This is a genomic window from Chryseobacterium sp. CY350, from assembly GCF_027945075.1.
In the GTDB taxonomy this organism is placed as follows: Bacteria; Bacteroidota; Bacteroidia; order Flavobacteriales; family Weeksellaceae; genus Chryseobacterium.
The window spans coordinates 2,875,348-2,901,560 of record NZ_CP116034.1; the positions used below are offsets into that span (position 1 = coordinate 2,875,348).

At 34.8% G+C, this 26,213-nt stretch carries 24 protein-coding genes; 10 read left to right on the forward strand and 14 right to left on the reverse strand.

Translation table 11 applies throughout. The annotated features are described in order from the left end of the window. The first annotated feature begins 313 nt into the window (after positions 1 to 313). The gene (locus tag PGH12_RS13385) at positions 314 to 2,002 is read left to right on the forward strand and encodes a DUF6909 family protein (RefSeq protein WP_267596385.1); all 1,689 of its coding nucleotides are present in this window, start codon (positions 314 to 316) and stop codon (positions 2,000 to 2,002) included. A 263-nt stretch (positions 2,003 to 2,265) separates the two neighbouring features. Next, positions 2,266 to 4,107, forward strand: a complete 1,842-nt coding sequence (locus PGH12_RS13390; protein WP_267596384.1) for a M1 family metallopeptidase — start codon at positions 2,266 to 2,268, stop codon at positions 4,105 to 4,107. Positions 4,108 to 4,208: 101 nt separating this feature from the next. Here the strand turns inward: PGH12_RS13390 and PGH12_RS13395 are convergent, their stop codons facing one another. Then, the gene (locus tag PGH12_RS13395; RefSeq protein WP_267596383.1) at positions 4,209 to 5,345 is read right to left on the reverse strand and encodes a serine hydrolase domain-containing protein; all 1,137 of its coding nucleotides are present in this window, start codon (positions 5,343 to 5,345) and stop codon (positions 4,209 to 4,211) included. 94 nt (positions 5,346 to 5,439) lie between these two features. Here PGH12_RS13395 and PGH12_RS13400 point away from each other — a divergent pair, with 94 nt between their 5' ends. Beyond that, positions 5,440 to 6,741 carry a M48 family metalloprotease gene (locus PGH12_RS13400; RefSeq protein ID WP_267596382.1) on the forward strand — a complete coding sequence of 434 codons (1,302 nt, stop codon included), beginning with the start codon at positions 5,440 to 5,442 and terminating at the stop codon, positions 6,739 to 6,741. 25 nt (positions 6,742 to 6,766) lie between these two features. Here the strand turns inward: PGH12_RS13400 and PGH12_RS13405 are convergent, their stop codons facing one another. Both PGH12_RS13405 and PGH12_RS13410 read right to left on the reverse strand, forming a co-directional pair. Further along, the gene (locus tag PGH12_RS13405) at positions 6,767 to 8,296 is read right to left on the reverse strand and encodes a hypothetical protein (protein ID WP_267596381.1); all 1,530 of its coding nucleotides are present in this window, start codon (positions 8,294 to 8,296) and stop codon (positions 6,767 to 6,769) included. A 327-nt stretch (positions 8,297 to 8,623) separates the two neighbouring features. Beyond that, positions 8,624 to 10,165, reverse strand: coding sequence for a glycine--tRNA ligase (locus PGH12_RS13410; protein ID WP_267596380.1), 1,542 nt, complete (start codon positions 10,163 to 10,165; stop codon positions 8,624 to 8,626). A gap of 161 nt (positions 10,166 to 10,326) precedes the next feature. On the opposite strand from PGH12_RS13410, the gene PGH12_RS13415 reads away from it, so the two are divergent. The 3 genes from PGH12_RS13415 (at position 10,327) to PGH12_RS13425 (ending at position 12,659) form a co-directional block, all read left to right on the forward strand. Further along, positions 10,327 to 10,521, forward strand: a complete 195-nt coding sequence (locus tag PGH12_RS13415) for a DUF4177 domain-containing protein (protein ID WP_267596379.1) — start codon at positions 10,327 to 10,329, stop codon at positions 10,519 to 10,521. Between the two features lie 43 nt (positions 10,522 to 10,564). After that, entirely contained in the window at positions 10,565 to 11,260 is a 696-nt protein-coding gene (locus PGH12_RS13420; RefSeq protein ID WP_267596378.1) for a pseudouridine synthase, read from the forward strand. Positions 11,261 to 11,621: 361 nt separating this feature from the next. Beyond that, positions 11,622 to 12,659 (forward strand): quinone-dependent dihydroorotate dehydrogenase, encoded by a 1,038-nt coding sequence (locus PGH12_RS13425; RefSeq protein ID WP_267596377.1) that lies wholly within the window; start codon positions 11,622 to 11,624, stop codon positions 12,657 to 12,659. 72 nt (positions 12,660 to 12,731) lie between these two features. Here the strand turns inward: PGH12_RS13425 and PGH12_RS13430 are convergent, their stop codons facing one another. After that, the gene (locus PGH12_RS13430) at positions 12,732 to 13,976 is read right to left on the reverse strand and encodes a DUF445 domain-containing protein (RefSeq protein WP_267596376.1); all 1,245 of its coding nucleotides are present in this window, start codon (positions 13,974 to 13,976) and stop codon (positions 12,732 to 12,734) included. Between the two features lie 142 nt (positions 13,977 to 14,118). Between PGH12_RS13430 and msrB the strand changes: the two genes are divergently transcribed. The 3 genes from msrB (at position 14,119) to PGH12_RS13445 (ending at position 15,887) form a co-directional block, all read left to right on the forward strand. After that, positions 14,119 to 14,604, forward strand: coding sequence for a peptide-methionine (R)-S-oxide reductase MsrB (gene msrB / locus PGH12_RS13435; RefSeq protein WP_267596929.1), 486 nt, complete (start codon positions 14,119 to 14,121; stop codon positions 14,602 to 14,604). Between the two features lie 127 nt (positions 14,605 to 14,731). After that, positions 14,732 to 15,487, forward strand: coding sequence for a murein L,D-transpeptidase catalytic domain family protein (locus PGH12_RS13440; RefSeq protein ID WP_267596375.1), 756 nt, complete (start codon positions 14,732 to 14,734; stop codon positions 15,485 to 15,487). A gap of 19 nt (positions 15,488 to 15,506) precedes the next feature. Beyond that, positions 15,507 to 15,887, forward strand: a complete 381-nt coding sequence (locus PGH12_RS13445) for a cupin domain-containing protein (protein ID WP_267596374.1) — start codon at positions 15,507 to 15,509, stop codon at positions 15,885 to 15,887. A gap of 69 nt (positions 15,888 to 15,956) precedes the next feature. On the opposite strand, the gene fabF is transcribed toward PGH12_RS13445, so the two are convergent. The 9 genes from fabF to PGH12_RS13490 form a co-directional block, all read right to left on the reverse strand. Then, complete coding sequence (gene fabF / locus PGH12_RS13450; protein ID WP_267596373.1) at positions 15,957 to 17,198, reverse strand: beta-ketoacyl-ACP synthase II; 1,242 nt, start codon at positions 17,196 to 17,198, stop codon at positions 15,957 to 15,959. A 68-nt stretch (positions 17,199 to 17,266) separates the two neighbouring features. Beyond that, a complete protein-coding gene (locus PGH12_RS13455) occupies positions 17,267 to 17,692 on the reverse strand; it encodes a PaaI family thioesterase (RefSeq protein WP_267596372.1) in 426 nt (141 codons plus the stop codon). 9 nt (positions 17,693 to 17,701) lie between these two features. Next, positions 17,702 to 18,307, reverse strand: a complete 606-nt coding sequence (locus PGH12_RS13460; RefSeq protein WP_267596371.1) for a TetR/AcrR family transcriptional regulator — start codon at positions 18,305 to 18,307, stop codon at positions 17,702 to 17,704. 101 nt (positions 18,308 to 18,408) lie between these two features. Further along, positions 18,409 to 18,825 carry an OsmC family protein gene (locus PGH12_RS13465; RefSeq protein WP_267596370.1) on the reverse strand — a complete coding sequence of 139 codons (417 nt, stop codon included), beginning with the start codon at positions 18,823 to 18,825 and terminating at the stop codon, positions 18,409 to 18,411. A 114-nt stretch (positions 18,826 to 18,939) separates the two neighbouring features. Further along, complete coding sequence (locus PGH12_RS13470) at positions 18,940 to 21,630, reverse strand: TonB-dependent receptor domain-containing protein (protein WP_267596369.1); 2,691 nt, start codon at positions 21,628 to 21,630, stop codon at positions 18,940 to 18,942. Positions 21,631 to 21,847: 217 nt separating this feature from the next. After that, entirely contained in the window at positions 21,848 to 21,982 is a 135-nt protein-coding gene (locus PGH12_RS13475) for a hypothetical protein (protein ID WP_267596368.1), read from the reverse strand. 90 nt (positions 21,983 to 22,072) lie between these two features. Then, positions 22,073 to 22,717: a hypothetical protein gene (locus tag PGH12_RS13480; protein ID WP_267596367.1), complete on the reverse strand. Its 645-nt coding sequence runs from the start codon at positions 22,715 to 22,717 to the stop codon at positions 22,073 to 22,075. Positions 22,718 to 22,803: 86 nt separating this feature from the next. Continuing rightward, positions 22,804 to 23,490 (reverse strand): response regulator transcription factor, encoded by a 687-nt coding sequence (locus PGH12_RS13485; RefSeq protein ID WP_047443171.1) that lies wholly within the window; start codon positions 23,488 to 23,490, stop codon positions 22,804 to 22,806. A gap of 72 nt (positions 23,491 to 23,562) precedes the next feature. Further along, entirely contained in the window at positions 23,563 to 25,110 is a 1,548-nt protein-coding gene (locus tag PGH12_RS13490; RefSeq protein ID WP_267596366.1) for a sensor histidine kinase, read from the reverse strand. A 199-nt stretch (positions 25,111 to 25,309) separates the two neighbouring features. Here PGH12_RS13490 and PGH12_RS13495 point away from each other — a divergent pair, with 199 nt between their 5' ends. Then, complete coding sequence (locus PGH12_RS13495; RefSeq protein ID WP_267596365.1) at positions 25,310 to 25,795, forward strand: SRPBCC domain-containing protein; 486 nt, start codon at positions 25,310 to 25,312, stop codon at positions 25,793 to 25,795. 35 nt (positions 25,796 to 25,830) lie between these two features. Here PGH12_RS13495 and PGH12_RS13500 read toward each other — a convergent pair whose 3' ends face one another. Further along, positions 25,831 to 26,172: a hypothetical protein gene (locus PGH12_RS13500; RefSeq protein ID WP_267596364.1), complete on the reverse strand. Its 342-nt coding sequence runs from the start codon at positions 26,170 to 26,172 to the stop codon at positions 25,831 to 25,833. Between the last annotated feature and the right edge of the window lie 41 nt (positions 26,173 to 26,213).

Here is a 26,213-nt window from a genome sequence, read left to right on the forward strand (position 1 = left end):
GGGGATCTTTTGTTTTTAATCATTTTTTTAAATTAAAATAAGCTTTCTGAGAGAGTGGCTGACCTTCAATCGTTGATTATGGTTTCGGATTTAAGTTAAAATACCATATATATAAGGATGGTGAAATTCTTTAATATGAAGAAAACTTATTCTAAAATTCTTCTGTCATTTCACAGGATATATTAATTTTAAAATTAAATTAAAAAGAGAATGGTTTTTTTAACTAGAAGTTTTAATTTGTTGGTTTTTAGTGTTTTAAACAATTTAAATTATTTTACGTAACTTAGCAGACTTTTTATAAAAAATTTAATATATGACAAATTCTAGAGCGAGAGAAACTACTGAGGCAATTGAAAGACTATACATTTCTATGAGACACCTGTTTTATAGAGGATTTTTCAAGCCTGGAGGAGTTTCCGGTGAAAGCCTTAGAAGTTTGTTAAAAATCATTAACCCGGAAATTTACGGTACCATGAATGTTCCCAGCAAATTGGAGCTCGATGGTTTGATGTATGTTTTAGACAGACTTCCTGAAGGTATTGAAGAATGTGCTTTCATTCATCTGACATCAGATGAGGGTTTTGATAAAGGTAGTTTTGAGCCTATTGTTCCTAAAAAGAGAAGAAGAAACTGCTACCGAATCGATGAACATCAGATGAACATCGAGGTTCTTTTGGGACGTTCTGAAATATATGATATTCTTACGCATTTAACTTTCTTATTCATAGAAGCAGATAAAATCAGGAATCTTGCTTTCATTCAGGATGAAAACTGGAAACCGACAAGAGCTTTCAAAATCATTGAGGAAGTAGTAAAAGGCGAGAAAAAATTTAGCAGAAGAGAAAAAGAAGTTGCTTTGATTCATTTGTCGTCTTTAATAGGAAGAACTTTTGATGAGACTTTGAATGCTTACAATTCTTTCGGAGACGATGATAATCCGGATCGTCTTTTCAAGATCATTTATAATTTAGGAAAAGCAAGCCTTGAAGATGCTAAGCAAAGCAGAGAGCGAGAAATACATTTTAGTGCAATTCTCAGAGAAAGAGTAGGGCATCATTATTTTGGTGAAAAATGGGCGAATAAAGTGAAACAGGTTCTTTTTGAAAATGATCTTCACATGCGTCCGCTTCATATTATTTCGGCAAATATGCACTCTGTGAAAAATATGCTTTTCGGAAACGATGCATTAAATAAAAAACAGACGAAAGAGGTAGATTATAAGCTTTACGAAGATATTTCAAACAAAAAAGATCTTCGTGATAAGGTTTTAAAATATGCTCTTGAAGAAGGTTTAATTTATATTCACGACAAAAGCGGAAGTAATATTGATGTTCAGATTATCGATTTAAGTAAAATTGATCTTAAAAATACACCATTCAACGGAGCAAAATTCAAGGGAGATGATGTGGTATTAGTTTTTGACTACGCATTTGGTGAACAGGCTTTTGAAGTGATGGATGAGCTGCTGAGACCATTTGAGCAAAGAGGCGAAGTTTACATGATGAAGGTGAAGTCTGTTTCCATTATGGGAAAAGCAGGTATTTTGAGTGGCGGAAAGGGTGATATTATGATCCCGACCTCTCATATTTTTGAAGGAACAGCAGATAATTATCCTTTTGAAAATGCTTTGAAACTTGAAGATTTCAATGATGATGAATTAAAAGCTTTTGAAGGAACAATGATTACCGTTTTGGGAACATCGCTTCAAAACAGAGATATTCTTTCTTACTTTATGAATACTTCATGGAAGGCAATCGGTTTAGAAATGGAAGGAGCGCATTATCAAAAAGCAATACAGGTGGCTTCTAAAATCAGACATCATATAACGCCGGATCTTTTCGTTTGCTATGCCTACTATGCTTCGGATAATCCTCTGGAGACAGGAAGTACACTTTCTTCCGGCGGATTGGGATTAACTGGTGTAAAGCCAACTTACCTCATCACTTTGAAGATTTTAGAAAAGATTTTTGACAGTGCCGCAAAGGTTGCTGAGAAGAAATAATTTCTGTTAAATTATAAAAATTGACCTCAAGTGTTTTTGCATTTGAGGTTTTTTCTTAAATGAAAAGCTGTAGAATTGTGAGTATTTGTCTTTAAATATCCAAAATTATCGAAATTCCTATTAAGAACTTTTGCGATTGTAATTTATAATCATTGATGAGAATTTAACCTCATCAAAATAAAACAATCAAAAAAAGTAGCCTTAAAGGTTCAGATTTGAACCTCTTTTAAAAATTACTTATCTTTAAAAAAAATAAATCTTCAATGAAAAAATCGTTTGCAATACTCTTTGCTTTGATCCTTTCACAATTTCAGGCGCAGCAAAATGCTTATTATCAGCAAGCTGCCCAATACAAAATGGATATTGATGTCAATGCAGAAAAATTTACCTACGAAGGAAATCAGACTTTAAATTATTCCAACAATTCGCCCGACGAGCTTAATGTCGTGTATTTTCATTTGTACTGGAATGCTTTTAAACCCAACTCGATGATGGATCAAAGAGTTGCCGGACAAGGGAAAAATGGTGATTCGAGACTGCAAAAAGACGGAATTTCAAGATTAGCATCAATTCCTAAAGATCAGGAAGGCGCACAAAATATTCACTGGATCAAACAAAACGGTAAAGAACTGAAATTTGAGATTCAGGAAACCGTTATGAAGGTTTATTTAAATGAATCTTTAAAACCCAATTCTAAAACCACTTTTACCATGGAATGGGATGCCGTAATACCTCAGCAAATCAGACGTAGTGGAAGAAACAACCGTGAAGGTGTTGATATGACGATGACCCAATGGTATCCGAAAATTGCAGAATACGATTATGACGGTTGGGCAACGTTCGATTATGTCGGAAGAGAATTTCACGCACCGTTTGCCGATTTTGATGTTACCATTAAAATCAATAAAGATTATGTCGTAGGAGCGGGAGGAACGCTTTTGAATCCTTCAGAAGTGAGAGGTTACGACACCTCTGCAAAAATTAAAGCAGACAAAAATAAAGCCATCTGGAAATGGACTGCCAAAAATATGCTAGATTTTGCCTGGGCTGCAGACAAAGATTATTCCGTAGAAAGCTTTGATGTTCCGGAAGGCCCGAAAGTATTTTTTGTCTATCAGAAAAATGATAAAACAAAAGTTTGGAGCGAAGCGAAACCTTATGTAACCAAATATTTCCAGATTATGAATTCACGTTTTGGTAAATATGCTTATCCTTCTTACGCATTTATCCAGGGCGGAGACGGCGGAATGGAATATGGGATGTGTACCATGATTTTGGGTGAATCAAAAAATATTGAAGATTTAATGGGATTGATGGTTCACGAAGGCTCACACTCTTGGTATCAGCAAATGCTTGCCACCAACGAACCTCTAAGACCTTGGATGGATGAAGGTTTTACAAGCTATGCTGAAAGTATCGTCATGCACCAATTATTCCCGCCCACAGATGAGCGACCAAATCCTTTCGTAGATAAGATTAATGCCTACAGAGGAATTGTGCAGAAAAAAATTGAAGAACCTGCAGTTTGGTTAGGCGATCACCATGATAATGGTACTGCATACAGTTTTGCAAGCTATGTAAAAGGTGAGTTGTATCTCGTTCAACTCGGTTACATTGTAGGTGAGCAAAATTTAGAAAAGATCATGTCCGAATATTTCAACGAGTGGAATATGAAGCATCCCACAGACAGAGATTTCCTTCATATTGCGCAAAAAGTTTCTGGGATGGATCTGAAGTGGTTTCACCATTATTGGATCAACACCACAAAAACCATAGATTATGGAATTAAAGACATACAGTACGACAAAAAATCTACCACGATAACATTATTGAACAATGGTCAGGTTCCGATGCCGATTGATTTTAGCGTAATGACTACGGATAAAAAAATCGTTACGTACCAAATTCCAATGAATATGACTCATACATGGAAACAGAAAGATGGCTACGGTGATTTTACCACAGAAAAATATTGGCCGTGGACGCAGAAAGAATATACATTCACGATTCCATATACAAAATCTCAACTTTCATTATTAGGAATAGATTTTAGCCAGAGAATGGCGGATATAAATCCCGAAAACAATTTTGCTGAAGTAAAATAGTTTAGCCTTAAAAAAATGAATCCCCGAAGAGTTTTTCTTTGGGGATTTTTTGTTTGTATAAGTAAATGGTTATATCAGTCTTAACCCTATAAAAATGCACTTTATTGCGCGAATAATTTCACCGTTTCATTTACCAGAAATTTCACTTGATCTGGTCTTCCGCGATCTGTTTTAGGCAAATTATTATAGCTTCCGGTTCTCACGATCACCATTTTATGCTCCGGGATCATGATAATATATTGCCCCTGTAAACCTAAAAAATAATAATGTTTGATGGGATTATCATTGTTGATCCAAAAACCCATTCCATAAATTCCGGCTGATTTTTCGGTCGGAGTTTTCATCTGTTCAATGAAATTTAAATTTAAAATTTGCTCATCGCCTACTTTTCCGTCATCTAAAAACAATTGTCCGAGTTTCGCAAAATCTCTTGAATTGGAATGAATGCAGCAGTAGGTTTTTTCCATTCCGCTTTCGTCGATGCTCCATTCTGCATTTTGTTCCATCCCCAAAGGAATCCAGAATTTTTCAGATAAATAGCTTGACAAAGTTTGATTGAGCGATTTCTTTAATGCAAAGCCTAATAATTGTGTAGATCCACTTTGGTATTCAAATCTTTGCCCGGGCTGCTCTTTAAATTTTCTTGAAAATGCTGCTTTCATAAGATTCCTTCCATAATATGCTCTTGCATTCGGCAGAAAAGGGTTTTTATAGTTTTCGTCCCAGTCGAGACCAGATTCCATTTGAGCTAAATTTTTTAGAGTTAAATCTTTACCGAAAGGTTTAGTTTTAAATTTTTCAAAAAGATCAGAGAATTTTTCGTCGCAACTTTTTATTTTTCCTTCTTCAATAGCTTTTCCAAATAGCATTACGGTAACTGCTTTTGCCATAGAAAAAGAGTTGGTTTTTGAAAGTGGAGTATAGCCGTTAAAATACTGCTCATGAAGAAGTTTTCCGTTTTTTATAACTAAAAATGAGGCGGTGTTAGAATGTAGCAAGTCATCAGATATTTCTTTAGACAATTCTTTTTTATTAAAATCAGAATGTTCTTCCCAAAGTTTCGGTGAAGTTGTGTGAATAATATTACTTCGGAAAAGCCTGCCATCATCAATATTGGCGCTCATTTTCCCTCTGAGATAGGTTTTGGAAATTCCGCTGAACAAATATGAATAGCCAAAAATATACACCAAAACCGTAAAAGCAATGATGAAAACAACGAAATAAAATAAAACTGTCATAATAAACGATCTGTAACAAATTTAAAATAATTTTGAAGAGAAAGTAATAAATGTACTTAGAAATGAATTATTTTTGTTTTAATTGATAAAATATATGATCAGAAAATTTACTTTTTTTTTGCTGTTGATGTTTTCTGCGATATTCTTTGCACAAATATATACACCGCTTGATACTTCAGATTACGCTCAGAGAAAAGAGTTTGCTAGAAATTATATGGCAAATAATGAACTTTTGATTAAAGATCTTAAAAGCAAATATTCCGGGAAGGCCGGGAGCGAGCTTCCGAAAATCTATAAAGAATTAGGTAAAGACTTTGATGATAAAGTCAAAAACAAAGATTTCACATTCAATTCTGTATTTGATGCAAAAGTGAAAAGTCTGATTGAGCGTTTGAGAAAAAATAATCCTCAGATTCCGCAAAATCTGAAAATTCTGATTGCTAAAAATAACACTCCGAACGCATTCTGCTTTGCAGACGGCACTTTTGTGATCAATATGGGACTTTTCAGTTGGTTGAATAACGACGATCAGCTTGCCTCAGTGATTTCTCACGAACTCGGACATAAAATTACAGAACACACGCTAAAAGCTTTTCTGAGTATGATTAATCAGAATCAAACAGATAAAATGGTAGTTCAGAATATTAAATCAAATAAAGTAAACCGTAATCAAAGAGCTTTTGATGTTTTGAGAGACAGGATTTACCAAAAAGGAGCCAAGAACAGGAAACAGGAAATGGAGGCCGATTCTTTAGGATATGTCGTATTTAAAAACAGTGATTTTAAAAAGAATGAGTTTATTAATGCACTAAAAAGGCTGGAAGATTTTGATACAATTTCGCCCAGACAGTTAAACGTAGAAACATATAAAAAGTTTTTTAATCTTCCTAAACAGGAATTTAATGATAAATGGCTTGCAAAAGAAGATTTCTCTTTGTACAACTACAATAATTTTAACAATAAGCTGAATAAAGATTCATTAAAATCGCATCCTGAAGTTACTTTGAGAATCAATAATTTAAAGAAAATATTTCCGGAGTTAAAAAGTGAAGTCGCTGACGAAAAAGCATCTGAATCATACGCAATACTCGAGAAAATAGCAAGAATGGAAACGCTGCCCAATTTTTACCACTCTGAAGATTATGGATTGGGAATTTACACAAGTCTGCAGTTTTTGCAGGATGGTGAAGAAGAAAAATATTATAAAAACTGGTTGGGGAAATGTTTCGGCAAAATATATGAAGCCCGCAAAAATTATAATCTGAACCGATATCTCGATCGTGTAGATCCCAAAAATCAAAGCGAAAGTTATCAGCAATTCCTGAATTTTATGTGGAATCTGAGTTTGGATGAGATTAAAAATATCGCCGATTATTATCAAAATAAAGAATCCTGATCAAATCAGGATTCTTTGTAATTTATCAGTAATTAAGTCTTTCTAAACGTATCTGGTTGAATTTTTCTTTTTCGTTAAGTTCTCTCAGCAAGATGTAACCTTCTTTTCCAACATACGGCGTTACCGTAAAGTTATCTTTTTCAGAAATAGGAATCATTTCCTGTTTAAATTTTCCGTTGATCACAGTGTTGATGAAGAGATTCCATTTTTTTTCTTTCGTTACCTGATCTTTTTGGTAATCGCGGTAGAAAAACACAACGTCTTTTCCGTTATTTAAATATTGCGAAAACAAATAATCGTTGTTTGCCCATCTGGTTTTTTCTTTCTCAAAAACCTGTACATCTTTTACTTTAAAATCTTTGTCGGTATTGATGTAAACCAGATCTGTTGTTTTGGGAGCACTGTAATTTCCTTCAGGTTTGAATTTTTCAGATAAAATCCCTACACTTCCGTCACTTAAAAAATAGACATCTTTGGTCTGAAGAAAATATCCGTTTTCTACGCCGCCATCTGCATCTAGTTTCGGGATTTGGTTAGAAAGATCCGGTTTGTAATTTAATTCTTTCAGATCAACATTGTACGTGTTTTTATCAAGCATCAACCTTGCAAAACCTCTGTCTTTTTTAGAAACATAATTTCTGCCTAAAAGTAGAATTTTATCATCAAAAGATTTGTCGTTTGACATTTTTCTTCCACTTGAGTAAAGATTGTCGATATTATAAATGGTTTCCTGTGAAAGACCTGTAAGTGGCTTGTTTGATAGTTCTTTTCCTGTCTTCATATCAATCACAAGAAGAGAAAATGTTTTGTCGTCATCGTTTACTTTTCTCAAAATTCCGTAAATGCTTTTTTCGTCTTTGTCTAAAACGGTGAGATCAGAAAATACTTTTTTATCGCCGGCCGTGTTGTAGCTGTATCTCCAGATTTCCTTTTTATTATCATCAAATTTTATAAGGCTGTTTTTGTTGACGTATCTTCCATAGTCATTGTATTCTACAGCAATAAAGCCGCCTTCTTTAATTTCTGCAACCGAAGAAACATAATTATATCCTTTGTCTCTTTTCTCAGCACGGTTTTCTTTTCTTTCTTCTTTAAAACTCTTAGGCTGATTGATTTCTACGAACGTTCCGTTTTCAAGATAATCGTAATAAACTTTAGGCTTTACAATGTTTGTTTTAGGATCGATAACCATCGAAATAGGCATCGCTGCTTCCTTTGAAAAAGCCTGCAAGTAATTGAAATCTGACGGGCGCAAAATAATCTGTCCCTTAAAATCTACATATCCGTAATAGTTTGAAACCAAAAGTCCGGCTTCAAATTCTTTATTCGCAACAGGATTGAGGTTTTTATCTAAAATAACGTATTCGAATTTCTGAGTTTTCTTGTCCGTTTTACCCAAAGAATACATCGAAACATATCCGTAGAGATTTTCTTTGGTGTCAAAAAGGGCGTTCATCCCAATATTCTGTCCGGAAGCTAGAGACGCAAGATCCTGCGTTTGGGAATAAGCGAAAGTTTGGATTAACCCAAAAAGCAATACATAAATTTTTTTCATAGTTATTATTTGAAATCCAAAAATAGTGAATTCAATGATATTTCAGATATGTTGGTGAAAATATTTTTTAGTTAAAATTTGAGTGATGATTATTTAAAGAAATGACATTAAGTTTGGTTTTAAAATAATTTTATATTTCATTTTTAACCCATAAGTAACAAAAGATTAGATTTAAATGTCCTTTTATTATAGAGCACATAGGTTGAAAATCAAGCTCTTCAAAACTAATGTGATCTTTAAAAGAGAAAAAATTTGTGACTTATGTGTTTACGACTTTAGAATGTAAATCCACCATAAAAAAAGCCTTGATTTCTCAAGGCTCTCAATTTATATTTTAGAAAGTAAATTTCTGAAATTCGTTTTTTCATCAATAATTCGTCTCAGTTCAGAAACCGGAACTCTTTCCTGTTTCATCGTGTCTCTGTCTCTGATGGTTACGGTATGATCTGTTAATGAATCGTGGTCAATGGTGATACAGTAAGGCGTTCCAATTGCGTCTTGTCTTCTGTAACGCTTTCCGATCGCATCTTTTTCTTCATAGAATAAATTGAAATCGTATTTCAAATCATTAAATATGTTCTCGGCATATTCTGCCAAACCGTCTTTCTTCATCAACGGAAGAATTGCTGCTTTTACCGGAGCTAAAGCCGGAGGTAAAGATAAAACTGTTCTTTCTGAACCGTCTTCTAAAACTTCGTCTCTCAGGCAATGAGAGAATAAAGAAAGGAATAATCTGTCTAAACCAACCGAAGTTTCTACAACATAAGGAACGTAATTTTCATTTCTTTCAGGATCGAAAAATTGTAATTTTCTACCGGAATGTTTTTCATGCGCTTTCAAATCGAAATCTGTTCTTGAGTGAATACCTTCCAGTTCTTTAAATCCAAAGGGGAAATTAAATTCAATATCTGCTGCAGCATTTGCATAATGCGCCAATTTTTCGTGATCATGGAATCTGTAATTCTCGTTTCCTAAACCTAGAGCCAAATGCCAGTTTAGACGTTTTTGCTTCCATTGTTCGTAGAATTCAAGTTCAGTTCCAGGAGCAACGAAAAACTGCATTTCCATCTGTTCAAATTCACGCATTCTGAAAATAAACTGTCTTGCAACAATCTCATTTCTAAATGCCTTACCAATCTGAGCAATACCAAATGGAAGTCTGTGACGAGAAGTTTTCTGTACATTTAAGAAATTCACGAAAATTCCTTGAGCAGTTTCTGGTCTTAGATAAAGATCCATCGCAGAATCTGCAGAAGCGCCTAATTTAGTTCCGAACATTAAATTGAATTGTCTTACTTCCGTCCAGTTTCTTGAACCAGTGTCCGGATCAGCAATTTCCAATTCTTCAATTAGAGCTTTTACATCAGCAAGATCTTCATTTTCCAAAGATTTTGCTAATCTTGAAAGAATTGTTTCTCTTTTTGCTCTGTATTCTAAAATTTTAGGATTTGTAGCGACAAATTGATCTTTATCGAAAGACTCACCAAATCTTTTCGCTGCTTTTTCAATTTCTTTATTTTCTTTGTCTTCGATTTTTAAACAATAATCTTCCACCAAAACATCTGCTCTGAACCGTTTTTTAGAATCTTTATTATCAATCAAAGGATCATTAAAAGCATCAACGTGGCCCGAAGCTTTCCAAGTTGTAGGGTGCATCAGAATTGCCGAATCAATACCGACAATATTTTCGTTAAGCTGTACCATCGCTTTCCACCAGTATTGTTTGATATTGTTTTTTAGTTCTGCACCATTCTGTCCATAATCATAAACAGCGGATAAACCGTCGTAGATCTCACTGGAAGGGAAAATAAAACCATATTCTTTAGCGTGAGAAATCACTTTCTTGAAAACATCTTCTTGCTTTGCCATAATCTTTTTTACGTCTGAACTGCAAAAATATGAAAATGGAATCCAAAATCAGGAAAATCAATAAAAAAAGACGATTTATTGAGCGATAATGTTACTTTTTGATTTTTTTGAAATATTTTGGAATCAAATATTAATTGTAGATTTAAACTTAAAATTTATGCATGAAAAAAAAATTTGAATACAAAACCGTTGTTTTAAAGCCTAAAGTTAATTTTTGGACTGTCGAATACGATCCAAACGAAATGGACAAAACATTAAACCAGCATGGTAATGAAGGTTGGGAATTAGTGAGTGTCGAAAGTAGAGAACATATGGGTACGTATTTGTTTCATTATACTTTCAAACGCGAACTTTGATAACGATTCTTTTTAATGAACATGGTTTTCCTACTTTTGCCTCATGTTAGAAATTCTGTATCACGACGAACATCTCATTGCCATTAATAAACCAAGCGGATTACTGGTTCATAAATCATTTTATTCCGGTGAAGCAGACACGTATGCCATTCAGGAATTGAGAAATCAAATCGGGCAAAAAGTTTATCCTGTACATCGTTTAGACAGAAAGACTTCCGGTGTTTTGTTGTTTACGTTAGATAAAGAAACACTCAGAACCATGAGCGAACAATTTGCATCACGAGAAGTTGAGAAAAAATATATCGCAATTCTGCGTGGATGGGCGAAAGATGAGGAAACGATTGATTATGATCTAATTAACGAAAACGAAATAACACAAAATGCAATAACCTATTATCAACGTCTGCAGATTTCGGAAATAGATTTGCCATTTTTAAAGCATCAGACCTCAAGATATTGTTTAGTTGAAGCTATTCCTGAAACAGGAAGGTTTCATCAGTTGAGAAAACATTTTAAGCATATTCTGCATCCGATTTTGGGCTGTCGAAAACATGGCTGCAATAAGCAAAACAAATTATGGCTTGAAACTTTTGGTGTTACCAAAATGACGCTTCATGCTCATCAATTGACTTTTAATCATCCAATTTCTAACGAAAGAATTACGGTCAACGCAACTATAGATGATGAGTTCAAAAGAGTAGGAGATATTTTGAAACTCGATTTGAGTTTGTATAGTTAATATATAATGAAATTCTGATTTTTTTAAACGCAAAGATCATTAAGCAAATGTTTTATTTTAGAGAGCAAGGCAAATAAATTTGCTTCGCGCAGCTACAAGCAAGCTTCATCAAATCGACTTGTCGATTATTCTTTGCTCCTTTAAATTCAACATGTAGAATATAAACCTTTGCGTTAAAATATATCTCGCAAATCTCTGCGATCAAACAGATTTTAAATATTTTTCCATGTATAATTCCTTAAAAACATTTTTGAAATTTTTGTTAAAAATTAAAAGCAACAATCACCTTCATTTAAATAAAATATCACACATCAATAATCCGTTAATTTTAAAATGATTATTTTTGTAAAACTTTTTTTCAATGTACAAATCGCTCATTCGTCCTATTCTTTTTAAATTTGATCCCGAAGAAGTTCACTATTTTACTTTTTCGATGCTGAAAAATTTCGGATTTATTACTAAGTTATTTCTTCCAAAGCCAATCGTTGACAAACGTCTTGAGAGAGAAGTTTTCGGATTAAAATTTAAAAATCCAGTAGGTCTGGCTGCAGGTTTTGATAAAAATGCAGTTTTGTTCAATGAATTAGGAGATTTAGGTTTTGGTTTTGTAGAGATCGGAACCGTAACGCCAAAAGCGCAGGTTGGAAATCCTAAGAAAAGACTTTTTCGCCTAATTGAAGATGGTGGAATCATCAACAGAATGGGTTTCAATAATGACGGACTGGAAGCTGCGATCGAAAAATTGAAAGGCAACAAAGGAAAAATCATCATCGGCGGAAACATTGGAAAAAATACCAATACGACTCCCGAAAATTACACTCAGGATTATCTCGACTGCTTCGAAGGCCTTCATCCTCACGTAGATTATTTTGTTTTGAATGTGAGCTGCCCGAACGTTGGAAGCCATGCAAAACTGGAAGATGTAGAATATTTGAGAGAATTGATTACGGAAGTAAAGAAAATCAACCAGGGAAAAGTAAATCCAAAACCCATTTTGCTGAAAATCGCACCCGATTTAAATAATCAACAGCTTGACGAAATCATCGAACTGATTGCAGATACAAAAATCGACGGGATTGTCGTTTCAAATACTTCAGTCAACCGAGATGGTTTGAAAACTTCGCCGGAAGTTTTGGCTGAGATCGGAAACGGTGGTTTAAGCGGAAAACCAATTCGTGAGAGAAGCACAAAAATGATTAAATATCTTTCAGATAAAAGTAACCGTGCATTTCCAATTATCGGAGTGGGCGGAATTCACTCTGCAAAAGATGCGATCGAAAAATTGGATGCAGGAGCAAGTCTGGTTCAGTTGTATACTGGGTTTATTTATGAAGGTCCACAATTGATCAACGATATTAATCAGGAACTTTTGATGAGAGCGGGTAGAATTTTGAGATAAGATTTTACTTAAAATATATTGAAAAAGCAAAGTCATTAGGATTTTGCTTTTTTTTTGCTCGAAATTTTAGATTTAAAGGAAAAAATGTGAAATCGTATAAATAATCAATCCCACCAATCCGCCAACCAAAGTTCCGTTCACGCGAATGAATTGTAAGTCTTTACCAACCTCTAATTCAAGCTTTTCGCTCAATTCTTTACCTTGCCAGTTTCCGACTGTTGAACTGATGAGACTTCCTGCTTGATGGGTATTTTTCAAAATATATTTATAAGCTGTAACTCTTACCCAATTGTCGATTTTATTTTGAAGTTTTTCGTCGGTTTTTAAGTTTTCAGAAAACTCATTCAGATTTTTGATAATGTATTTTTTAAGTGAAGATTCGTTCTCCTGAAGTTCTTCGCCAAGCGTTTTTTTAATGGAAAGCCAGATGTCGTTGGAATATTCTTCTAACTTATCGTTTTTCAGAAAGTCATTTTTTATAGTTTTAAATTCATCATTCCACTTCGGATCTTCTTTTAAATAATTAGAAAAGTCATAAATCTTTTTTGTAATTAAAGATCTGATTTCATGGTTGGTATCTTCCTCAACTTCACGGAAGAAATCTGAAAGTCCGCTTGCGATTTTCTCTGCAATTTTGTTATCAACAAAAGACGGAATAAAAGAATAGCTTCCTTTTTTCACTCTTTCCTGAATCATGCTGTCATTTTCGATGAGATATTCTTTGATCTGTTTTGAAAGATTGGTGACAATTTTCTGATGGTCATTTTTATCTAAAAGGTAAATAATTCCGTTACCCAGAATTTGGTTAAGTTTAATATTATCAGTCATTTCGGAAACCTTTTTACTGATAAAAGTGCTTACTTCAGAATCGTCGAGTTTATTAAGAATGTCCAGAATAATATCTGAGAGATTTTTAATTAAAACTTCCTGATTTCTTTCTTTCGAAAGCCATTCTCCGACAAAATTTGAGATCTTAATTTTCTGAATATAGGGACGAATGGTTTCAGGTGAAAGGAAATTTGAGACTACAAAACTTCCAAGATTATCTCCCAATTTTTGTTTGCTGTTTTCAATCAAGTTGGTGTGCGGAATAGGAAGCCCAAGTGGATGACGGAACAGTGCAGTTACGGCAAACCAATCTGCTAAAGCACCTACCATCGCGGCTTCAGAAAAAGCGCGAACGTAGCCAATCCAATGTGATTCGTGTGTTTTCTGAAGAATAGTTGTCACGACAAAAATGACTGCCATCAAAACAAAAAGTCCTGTAGCAAATCCTTTATATTTATTGAGCTGTTTCCTTTTAAGTTCATCATTCATACTCTCAAATTTAGTAAATTTGGTCATCAAACCGAAACAAAGTTGTATTGAAATAGAATTCGGATTAAAATTTGCATCTCTGTTCTAAAATCAATCAATTATGAAATTTTTGGTTTCACTATTTTTATTAACCTTTCTGCAAATGTGTTCGCAGACTCAAAAACCCGTAAAATCAACTTCTATGGAAAATACAGAAGCAAAAAACAATCCATATTACTCAAGAACCGACCGTACGAAACTTCATGTGACGAATGCTGAATGGAAAAAAATTCTTCCTCCGGACTTATATGCAATCGCGAGAGAAGCAAATACTGAAAGACCTTTTACAGGAAAGTATAACGAATTTGATGAGCTGGGAGAATATTACTGCGCTGTTTGCGGCAATCATTTATTCAGATCAGATTCTAAATTTTCATCAACTTGTGGATGGCCGAGTTTTTTCGAAGCCGATAAAGAAGGTACTGCCTACAACAGAGATTCTTCACATGGTATGGAAAGAATAGAGGTTGTCTGCAAACGTTGTGACTCACATTTAGGGCATGTTTTTAATGATGGTCCGCCGCCGACAGGAACTCGTTATTGCATGAATTCTGTAAGTTTAGAGTTTGTACCAGATTCAAAGAAATAAAGCTTACTATCAGATAATCATTAAGTTAAACTTTCATAAATAGCGTTAAACTTTCCGTGATTTTACGGAGAGTTTAACTTGTTTTTTATAAGTTTGTACCCGCAAATTTAATTTAACATAATATTTAATGAAAGGATTTTATAGCTTATTAGGCATTGTGTACATGGTTTCAACTTCTTTTTATCTTTCTCCGAAAAAGAATGAGAATAAAGGAAACATCAGTACCAGTAAAATAGAAACTATAGTTGAAAACAAATCTGTAAATACTAAAAACACTGTGAGTTCTTCTGAGGAACTTTACCAATCGATTTCATTCGAAAATACAAATAAACTGCAGTTTGATGTTTTTGCAAAAGCTTTATTAGGATTTGAAAATCTTAAAAAGGCAGGAAAGTTGGATCAAGAAGCACACTTATTGACGATCTGTGATTTCTCATTATCATCCAATACAAAAAGACTTTGGGTCATTGATACACAGGAAAAAAAGGTGCTTTTCAACTCACTTGTTGCTCACGGAAAAAATACTGGTGAAGAATTTGCCACTGATTTTTCTAATACTGAAAGTTCACTTCAAAGCAGTATGGGATTTTATATTACAGAATCAACGTATAATGGTGATAACGGGTATTCTTTGAAACTTTTGGGAATGGACAAAGGTTTTAATGACGCTGCATATAAAAGAGCAGTTGTGATGCACGGTGCCGATTACGTAAGCGAAGAATTTGCTGCAGCTCACAAAAGAATTGGAAGAAGTTGGGGTTGCCCTGCAATTCCGCGATCTTTGACGGAGCCTATCATCAATACAATCAAAGGTAAAAACTGTCTATTCATTTATTATCCGGATCAGAATTATCTTTCTTCTTCGGAATGGCTAAAAGTATAATTAAGATTTAAAAAATTCAATGGAGAACAATTCAGATTTTATTGCGGCTATACGGTTAACAACCAATGATGAGGGTAGTTGTATTTTCGAAAAGGGAAAAATACCTACTTTAAGTTCAATAAAAGTTTCTTCATTCTGGATCAGCAAACATACAGAGGATTGGGAGAAAAATATTCATCCCGCACCAAGAAGACAATACGTGGTCACTCTGAAAGGGAAAATTAGGTTTAAAGTTAGCGACGGCTCTACCTTTTTGATCGAGCCGGGAGTTATCCTTCTGGCAGAAGATACTGAAGGAGTAGGACACAGCTGGGAAATGGAAGATGAAGTAGCATGGGAAAGACTATATATTCCAATGAACGATACCTCTGAAAATCTGTTTATTCCTGATTCTATTTAGAGAAATAAAAAACATAAAAAAGCAGTCATCATTGACTGCTTTTTTTATGCTGATTTGGAAGTCAGATGTTTATTTAAACTTTTTAAAAACCAAAGTTGCATTATGTCCTCCAAAACCAAAGGCGTTGCTTAATGCATAATTGATCTCTTTTTCCTTAGCTTCATTAAAAACAATATTAATATCTCTTGGAATTCTCTCATCTATATTGTGCATATTGATCGTCGGTGGAATAATACCTGTCTGAATCGCTTTTATAGAAAGAATTGCTTCTGCTGCTCCGGCCGCACCCAACAAATGGCCCGTCATCGATTTTGTGGCACTGATGTCAAGATTTGTATTTCCTTTAAAAATTTTGGTAATCGCATTCAGCTCGATCAAATCTCCCAGTGGAGTAGAGGTTGCGTGAGGATTGATGTAATTGATTTCTTCTGCATTTACACCAGCTTCCTGTATGGCTAGTTGCATCGCTTTTACAGCTCCGGCTCCGTCAGGATGAGGTGCGGTCATGTGATAAGCGTCTGCTGTCATGGCAGCACCTGATAATTCTGCATAAATTTTTGCGCCGCGGGCTTTTGCATGTTCGTACTCTTCAAGAACCAATGAGCCTGCGCCTTCACCCATTACAAAACCATCTCTGTCTGCGTCATAAGGTCTGCTAGCTGTAGCAAAATCATCATTTCTGGTAGACATTGCTTTCATTACAGAAAAGCCTCCTACAGAAGCCGGAGTAATTGCTGCTTCTGAACCTCCGCTGATGATTACTTTAGCTTTCCCTAAACGAATATAGTTGAAAGCATCCATGATTGCTGTATTTCCTGTAGCGCATGCAGATACTGTTGTGTAGTTGATTCCCTGAAGTCCAAATTTCATAGAGATCATACCTGATGCCATGTTGGCGATAAATTTTGGCACGAAGAAAGGGTTGAAACGAGGATTGCCTTCACCTTTTGCAAACTCCATTACTTCATGCTCGAACGTCCACATTCCGCCTTGCCCGGTTCCCCAGATAACACCCGTATCAAACGGATCCATATTTTCAAAATCTAATCCGGAATCCTGAATAGCTTCAGCAGATGAATACAGCGCATATTGTGTAAAAAGGTCGCTTCTTTTTATTTCATTATGAGTAAGATGTATTTTGGGATCAAAGTTTTTGACTTCACATGCAAAATGAACCTTAAACTTCTCTGTGTCAAAATGTTTTATTAAATCTGTTCCGCTTTTTCCGTTGATGCTGTTCTGCCAAAAATCTTCGACATTATTTCCCAATGGTGTTACGGCACCCATTCCTGTGATGACAACTCTTTTCATAAGTAGATGTAATTATTAAAGTCGCATACTTTCTAAGATTGTTTCAGAGATCGTATGTGTTTTTATGTTTAATTGTTGATTTTAAATAAATTAGAAGTGCCTCTTGCGATCAGGCGGGTTTTATCTTCGTTCCAGATTTCGCATTGTGCATTCACAAATTGTCGACCGTGTTTGATTACTTTTGTTTCTGCTATAATCTTGTCATCTTCTTTTGCTGTTGAAAAATAATCGATCACATTATTAATCGTTGTGATAAATGATTTTTCGTTTAATGAAAACATTGTTGCACCGATGATATCATCCATAATTGCTGCAGTAACGCCGCCATGAAGATTACCCATCGGATTCAGCCATTCTGCTCTTACTTTATATTGAAATACAATTTGTCCCTCTTCGGCAGAGATCACAAATGGGTTAAGCCAGCGCATAAAAGGGGAAGGTGAGTCTGTAAATTCTCTTCCGATAAATGCTTGTAGTTTTGCAAGTTTGTCCATAGCAATAGATTATGATGCGTTCTTTTTTATTTCGGTGTCGATAATTTTTAAAACTCTGTCTAGAGCCAGATTGAGATACTTTTCGTCGTCTGTAGTTTTTGATAGCAGAATGCCGCCTTCTATCAGCATGATAAAAAGTGATGAATATTCCTGAGCGTTAATTCCTTTATTAAATTCTCCTTCTTCCTGACCTTTTACAATGATATTGGATACTGATTTTTTCCAGTTTTGGAAAGAAATAGAAACCTGTTTTTTGAGATCCGGAAAAGTGTCATCAGATTCCGTGGCTGCATTCATAATCGGGCAGCCTCCATTTGCGAAAACAAAATGCCAGTTTTTCCTGTAAAAAGCTACAAATGCATAGAGTTTGTCGACCGGCGTGGGAAATTCGTCTCCAAAAGATCTCAGTAGATTATTTCCGAGAAGTCCCGAATTAAATTTATAAACTTCAATTGCAAGCTCATCCCGGTTTTCAAAGTTTCCGTAAATGCTGCCTTTCGTCAAACCGGTAGCTTCGGAAATATCAGATAATGATGTTCTAGTATAGCCTTTGCTGTTGAACAAGGCTGCTGTTTTTTCGATAATAAATTGTTTGGTCTTTTCTGCTTTCGACATTTATTGAAAATGTTTGGCAAATATACATAAAAATATACCAATCGGTATATTTTATTTTAAAAAAAGTCTGAGAATAATTTAAACTCAGACTTCCGTTTTATTTATGCTAAAGTGGCGCTCAGTGTGATCTCAAAATTGAAAGCTGCACTTACCGGGCAACCTTCTTCTGCGATTTTTGCATATTTCTGAAAATCTTCTTCTGAAATTCCCGGAACTTTTGCCGTCAAAGTCAATTCAGACTTCGTAATTTTTCCGATACTCGGATCTAGAGTAATGACCGATTTTGTAGTCAGTTCTTCAGGAGTAAAACCTGCCTGAGAAAGTTCTGCGCTCAGTTTCATCGTAAAACAACCTGCGTGAGCTGCTGCTAATAATTCTTCAGGATTTGTTCCTACACCGTCTTCAAATCGGCTGCTGAAAGAATATTGAGTTTGATTAAGCGTTGTGCTTTGGGTTGTCAAATGACCTTTCCCTTCTTTTACGGTACCGTTCCAAACGGCTGTTGCGTTACGTTTCATTTATTAAGATTTAATGTTGTGTTATTTATATATAAAAATACAAAAAAGCATGATGACAACAGTATTAAATTGTTGAAATCATACTTAAATTTATTTGAAAATGATCAATGCAATTTAGAAACTCACATCAAGACCGACATAGAAATTGGCTTTCATAATCGGTGCATAAACCATTCCGCCATCAAAATAATTTCCGAAAGGGTTTTTGAAATCTACAATCGCATTTTTCTGATTGTAAGATGTTAAATTTTCACCTCCAAAGTAAGCTCTAATTTTCTGATTAAAATTTCTAGAAACCTGAGCATTTAAAACCGCATATGATTCAGAATACGTCGGAATTTGAAATTCAGCAGGATTGCTTGATGTTTTAGGAAGTCTCTGCTTGCCGACAACATTCAAAGTCGTATCAAAACTCCAGAAAGCTCCTTTCTCAGACTTGTTGGTAGAATAGGCGAGATTCACAAATCCCCTGTGCTTTGCCATAAACGGAACTTCTCTTCTTCCATCCAGATAATCTGCCTGTACATCATAATATTTATAGGCTAATCTTATATCAAAGTTTTTGAATGGCGACAAATCCCACTGCGTCTGAAAACTGTTGGCAAAAGATTTCCCTTCTAAATTATAGAAAGTAAGTTGCTGAGGCGATCTGTCAAGATCTACCAAAACCTGATCCTGGAAGTCTGTTCTGAAAAAATCTGCCATTAAAGTTGATTTTCTTCCAAAAAGTTTAAATTCCTGTTGAAGGCTTGCTCCGTAATTCCATGCGATTTCGGGTTTTAAACCATAAATATCTCCGCCATTCTGTACAATCTGAATATTTCTGTTAGAAGCAAAATACTGTTGATTTTCAGCAAAAACCGATGCCGTACGGAAACCTCTCCCTGCTGATAATCTTAAAATTGTTTGTGGAGTAAAGTCATATTTAAAATTTAATCTCGGTGTAAATTGTGTTCCTGCTAAATTGTGAAAATCGGCTCTGGCACCTGCAACCAAAGTGTATTTCAAACCCGTTAAAGTATATTCGGCAAAAATTCCGGGAACAATTTCGTTTCTCTTAAAGTTATCCAATAAATAGTCTTCATTGTATGAGTCATACATAAAGCTCGCTCCGGCTTTGTATTTATTGTTTGTATTTCCGATGATGCTTTCAAAAATTAAATTTGAATAATAGGTGTGTTGTTTTCCGGAATAATTTCTCAATCCAAAAAAACTGTCTTGCTGATGATAAACAAATTGGTTCATCCAGCCTAAACTCTGGTATGGTTTTCCTTTAAAAACATATCCCGTTTTGTTCCAAATCTGAAATCTGGAAATGTCTATTCCCACACCATAAGCAGTTTGATCTTTTTGAGCCAGCTGTTTGTTGAAAGCAGTCTGTCCTGCAGTTCTTTCATCTTTCACGAAATTAATCCCAAAGTGCGAGCCAAAACCTGAGTGTCCCAAATCGTTGAAATTCAACAAATAAGCTGCGTTAATTTGATTTCCTTTTGGTCTGTCGAGAAAACCATCGTCATTCATATCGGTATTTCCAAAAGTACCGTTTCCGTGGAGTAAGAATGTTTGCGTCCAGTGTTCATCGATCGGTTCTACATGAGTGATATTCACTTCAGCCCTTCCGTTAAAATCTGAAAATAAATTTAAAGAAGTCTCAGATTTTTCAGAATGTTTGATCAGTTCTGTATTAATTTGCCCTGTGATACTTTCATAGCCGTTGGTAACCGTACTTCCGCCTTTAGTCAGCTGAATGCTTTCAATCCATCTTCCGGGAATGAGATTTAAACCATACGCAGACGCAATTCCTCTGATTTCCGGTAAAAGTTCTTTCGTTAAACTGGTGTATTTTTGGTCTAGACCTAACATTTTTAGTTGCTTTGTTCCCGTAACCGCATTGTTGAATGAAACATCGACTGTTGCATTGGTTTCAAAGCTTTCAGATAAATTGCAGCAAGCGGCTTTCAGCAGCTCTTTTGAATCTATATTAAAAACCAAACCCGCATCTTTTTTACTGATCGAAGTGGCAGCTTTTGAAACAGATACTTTTACTTCTTCTATGGTTTTTTCCTTTCTACTATCAGATTTTTCTTCACCGGAATGATGGTTCTTTTCTGTTTCCTGATGTGCTGGGTTTTCATCTGTATGAACTTTAGGATTGGGCGCGCCAATCGGAGTTTCACGATCGTAAAGGCAGCATCCGGGAAGATTTTTATAGACGTCGTCAGAAGTTTTATACCTCTCGTTGTCATGCCCAACATCGGCAATTTTTTTCAGAATTTTATCTGCTGAGGTTTTAGAAGAATCAAAATCCAGGGTTACGGTTTGTTTTTCAGCACTCCATTCTGCAGATTTTGCGCCGGCAGACTTTGCAGCTTTTTCAATTCGAGCCTTACAAGACTCGCAATTTCCTTTTACAAAAAACTCGTTTTCAGCTTTTTCATGATTATGCTTTTCCGTTGCTAAGCTTGTTTGTATGGTGTCTCTCTGGTAATGGCAACAGCTCGGAAGTTTTTCATAAGTTTCGTCAGAACTCTTAAATTTTTCGTTGTCGTGACCTGCATCTGCAACTTTCTTCAGAATATCTTCCGTAGAAATATTTTCTGTAGTTTCTAATGTGAGTGTTTGATTGTCAATAGAATATCTGGCTGCGGAAGCGCCTGCTTTCAAAGCTGTGCTTTCTATTCTTTCCTTGCACATTTCGCAGTTTCCCTTAACTTGAAACTGGTTTTTGTTTATTGTTTGAGCAAATAGTAATTGTGTAAATAACAGGAAAAGGCCAAGAGCAATCTTGGTAATGTATAATTTCATTTGTTTAAATTTTGATTAATTAAAAAACGATTCATTAAATTTTTAATGAATAATCAGATTTTGAATTAACCAAGCTTTGGCGGTTGCCAAATGTCTTTTAAACTGTTTGAAATGTAAGGGTCAGAATAATGAAACTGTAAACTATTGTCAGTTTTGAAAATGGAATAATTAAAGAAAATCGTTTTTGATGCAAAATTTTCCACAAAATTGTGGCAGGTCATGCAGAAAGAGCAGCAATCGTCGTTACACGAAGTTTTTCCATCTTTTTTATCATGACTGCTATGATCTTTCTCGCAGCAACTGTTCTTTTTTGAATCTGTTTTGCAGCAATTTTCCTGTGAAGCCTGAGCATAAAAATTATCTTTAGGAACTAAAAATACTCCTAAGCAAAAGATAATAATTAAAATCTGAATGTACTTCACGGTGCAAATCTACAAAAAAATTATAGTGCTTCACCAACTTTTTTGGCACAATCATGCCATGGTTCGCCATGAGCCGGATTCAGTTTTGGTTTTGGACCCGTATTATTTGCTACCACTTGCGGCGCAGCAACTGGTTGTGGTGCTTGTTGTTGTATGTTTTGAGCAGTTTGCTGTGGTGCAGGTTTACTGTTTAAAGGCTGTCCTACAGGGATATCACATCGATGTCCCGGTTGACCATGAGGAGGATTCATTCCCGGAGCAGTTTTTACCTGCTTACCATTTTGGTCTACCACTATTTTTCCCGGACTTACTGCATTTGGATCGATCTGAACAGCATTGTTCCCGTTAACCGTAATATTTTGTGTTGCAGGATTTGTTGTGGGAGCTGCAGTTCCGCCGCCATTTAATGGCTGACCAACGGGAATATCACAACGGTGTCCCGGTTGTCCGTGCGGAGGATTCATACCTGGCGCAGTTGGTACAGATGCAGAAGAGGAATTAGGAATTCCTGCCTGATTTAATAATGAAGGCTGTGCAGTATTATTTGTGATAGGCGAAGATTGTTGTACAGCGTTATCGTCTTTTATGTAGGTAGGTTTTTCATCTTTTTTGCATGATGCAAGTAAAAATCCTGAAACTATAATTCCTAAAAATAGATTTTTCATATTAATTAAGCATAAAAAACAAAATTAGCAAAACATTTTCAAATGCTTTGCTAATTTGTATATTATGTGATGATTTTAACGTTCGTCTAGTTTTTAACCAGAAGTCTGAAACCTTCTCCGTGAACGTTAATGATTTCCAGCCCGTCATCATCTTTCAGTAATTTACGTAATTTTGCGATGTAAACATCCATACTTCTTGCTGTAAAATAATTCTCTTTTTTCCAGATTTTTCTTAATGCTAAATCTCTAGGCATAAAGTCGTTTCTGTGAAGACAAAGCAATTTTAAAAGTTCGTTTTCTTTAGGTGAAAGCTTATATTCGTTATCACCAACTCTTAGCTGTCTAAGCATAGAATCAAAGAAGATATTGCTGATTTTAAATTGTTCCTGTTCCTCGTTTTCCAACGTAGAACTTCTCTGAAGAATCGCTTTGATTTTATATAAAAGTAATTCTGTATCAAATGGTTTTGTGATATAATCATCTGCTCCCAACTGATATCCTTTTAAGATATCTTCTCTCATATTTCTTGCAGTGAGAAATATAATCGGCGTATTTTTGTCTATCTTTTTTACATCTTCTGCTAAAGAGAAACCGTCTTTTTTCGGCATCATGACATCAAAAATACAGATGTCGAATTCGTTTTCTGTAAATTCTTTAAGACCTTGCTCGCCATCGACTGCTAACGTTACTTCGAAGTTGTTGATAGAAAGATAGTCTTTCAAAACTGCCCCGAAACTCTGATCGTCTTCTACTAATAATATTCTGTTACTCATGTCTTTATCTTTTTGTTTGATTTAAAATTTATTTTGAATGATAATACGTATCATCTCTTTTTTTAGTTCTTGCTAAACCATCGGAAGTTTAATGATAAACGTGCTTCCTCTGTCTTTTTCTGAATCTACAATCACTTGACCCTTATGTAGTTCAATGATTTTTTTTACGTAGGAAAGCCCAAGTCCCTGTCCTTTTACGTTGTGAATATTTCCTGTTTCTTCACGGAAAAATTTCTCAAATATTCTGGTTTTGTTTTCGGTTTCCATTCCCATCCCTTTGTCGGAAATTTCAATCACGTACCAGTTGCCTTCATTTCTTGTTTTTACGCTGATTTCCGGTTCTTCCGGAGAATATTTATTTGCGTTATCCAAAAGGTTGACCAGCATATTCGAGATGTGAAATTCATCAATTTTAAAGTTGTATTTCTCCGCATTAAATTCCTGCCTCAATGTTCCGTTTCTCTGCGTGACAATCAGCCCAAATGATTCTGTTGTTTTTTTAATCAATTCTCTTACATTGGTGTCTTTCAGGAATAATTTAACCTCATTTCGTTCCAGTTTAGACATATTTAGTACATTTTCTACCTGCTTTTTCATCCGCAGATTTTCCTGTTTAATTAAGCTAGAGTAGTACCTTACTTTCTCAGGATTTGTAGCAATCTTATCGTTTGCAAGAGAATCTGTTGCTACAGAAATCGTTGCCAAAGGAGTTTTGAATTCATGAGACATATTATTGATAAAGTCAGTTTTGATCTCGGCGATTTTTTTCTGCCTCATCATATAATTGATCGAAATGATATAAATTCCAAGGATCGTTAATAAAGAAAGGAAAGTTCCTAAAAGCATCGGCCAGTTATTCATCGCAAGAGAATATTCTTTTTTCGGGAAAACCAATGCTAAAGTATACAGCGTTCTCTCTTTAGTGTCAGTAAATAATGGGTAAGAATACGTATTTCCTTCTTTCTTATCTTTAAAAATTTTATTGACGACGTTAGTCAATTTATTGTTTTTATCCATCACTCCGTAGCCAAAATTAGCAGAGATTCCTTTCATACTCAATTCTTTAGTAATGATAGAATCCAAAACTTTGTCGTCTACACGTTTTGCAATTGGTGTACCGTTCGCAATTACTTTTACAAATTCTTTCATCCCCCAATCACCACTCTGAATGTCCTGATTGATCTCAGAAGTCAGTTGCTCTCTTCTCGATGTATCTTTTTTAATTTTATAAGCAGCCTCGTCAGTATATAAAGTAGTAAGACGTAAAGAATCACCTGTCTTATTGATCGGCAGCTGTTTTTGCTCGATAAGATTTTTCGAATAAACTATTGATCTTTGAGTTCCGGAATCTATTGTTTGCTGAATCGTTGTAAGCGATGGCTGTTTGCTGTTTGCTTTAATATTATCGCGGAAGTTTTCATAATTTTCATTTAATATTTTATCTACTTCCAGTTCAGAAACGGTTTTCGTGGTGTTTTCAAGAGCAGTGTATACTTTATTCGAAAACTCCTGTTCCAGAGCTCCGTAATATCCTTTAAGCCAATAAAACTGCAGCGTGACGAAAACAATTAATGAAATCGTCATAAACACTGAGATTATCGGGATGAATTTGTTATTCATTACATATAATAGTTTGCGATTATAAATGTTAAAATTAAATATTTTATGACCATATAAACAAAAAATACGCCATAAAATTGTGTTCATTTTCTTAAAAAGATGTTTTTTAACATTTTATTGGGAATTAATGGGGTTTTATGAGCAGATTTTGTATTATTTATATGTTTAATTTTTTTAATTTTAAATAAAAATATATTCAATGAGTTCAGAAATTGTTTTTAATAAAGATTTTGATTCTAAAAGCATCTACGTAATGAAAGTTTATGATGCACAAGTTTCCGCAATTTGGGATTATTTCACCAAATCTGAATTGCTCGATCTGTGGTGGGCGCCAAAACCGTGGAAATGCGAAACTGAAAATCTCAACTTTGAAGAGGGTGGAATTTGGTTCTATTCAATGAATGGCCCAAGCGGAGAAAAAATGTATTCGCAGGTAAAATACGGTGAAATAAATGCTGGACGAAGTTTTGACGGAATCGATGCTTTCTGTGACGAAAACGGAAAAATAGATGAAACTTTCCCGCAAACCAAATGGCTTCTAGGATTTACAGGTGTAGAAGAAGGAACAAAACTATCTGTTAACATGCATTTTCAAACTGAAGAAGACATGAAAAAGCAATTGGAAATGGGTTTTGAAGAAGGTTTTAAAACAGGACTAAATCAACTTGAAGAACTTTTGAAGTAGTAAAAAAGGAAAGCGTTTTGCTTTCCTTTTTATTTTTAAATCAATTCTTCCTCCTGAAAATAATGAATAATCGCTTTTTTCATCAAAAGCTGCTGTTCATTAGGCTTAAGCTCGGGAAGTTTTTCCATTTCTTCAAAATGCGGATAACCGTCTTTGTCATAATGCGAAAATTTAAAATATCCGAAAGGCTCCAGCAATCTGCAAACTGCAATGTGTAAAATATTCAGTTTGTCGTCTTTGGTGTATTTTTGTTGTCCGCTTCCTAATTCCTGTACACCAATTAAAAATAAAATAGTGTCGATCTGCGGATGTTTTTCTGTGTCGAAATTTATTTGAAAAAATTCTTCAACCTTAGCCCATAATTCTGCTTCTGTCATCTTATAAGAATTTGTTTGTCTTTTTTAAATCAAGTAAAATC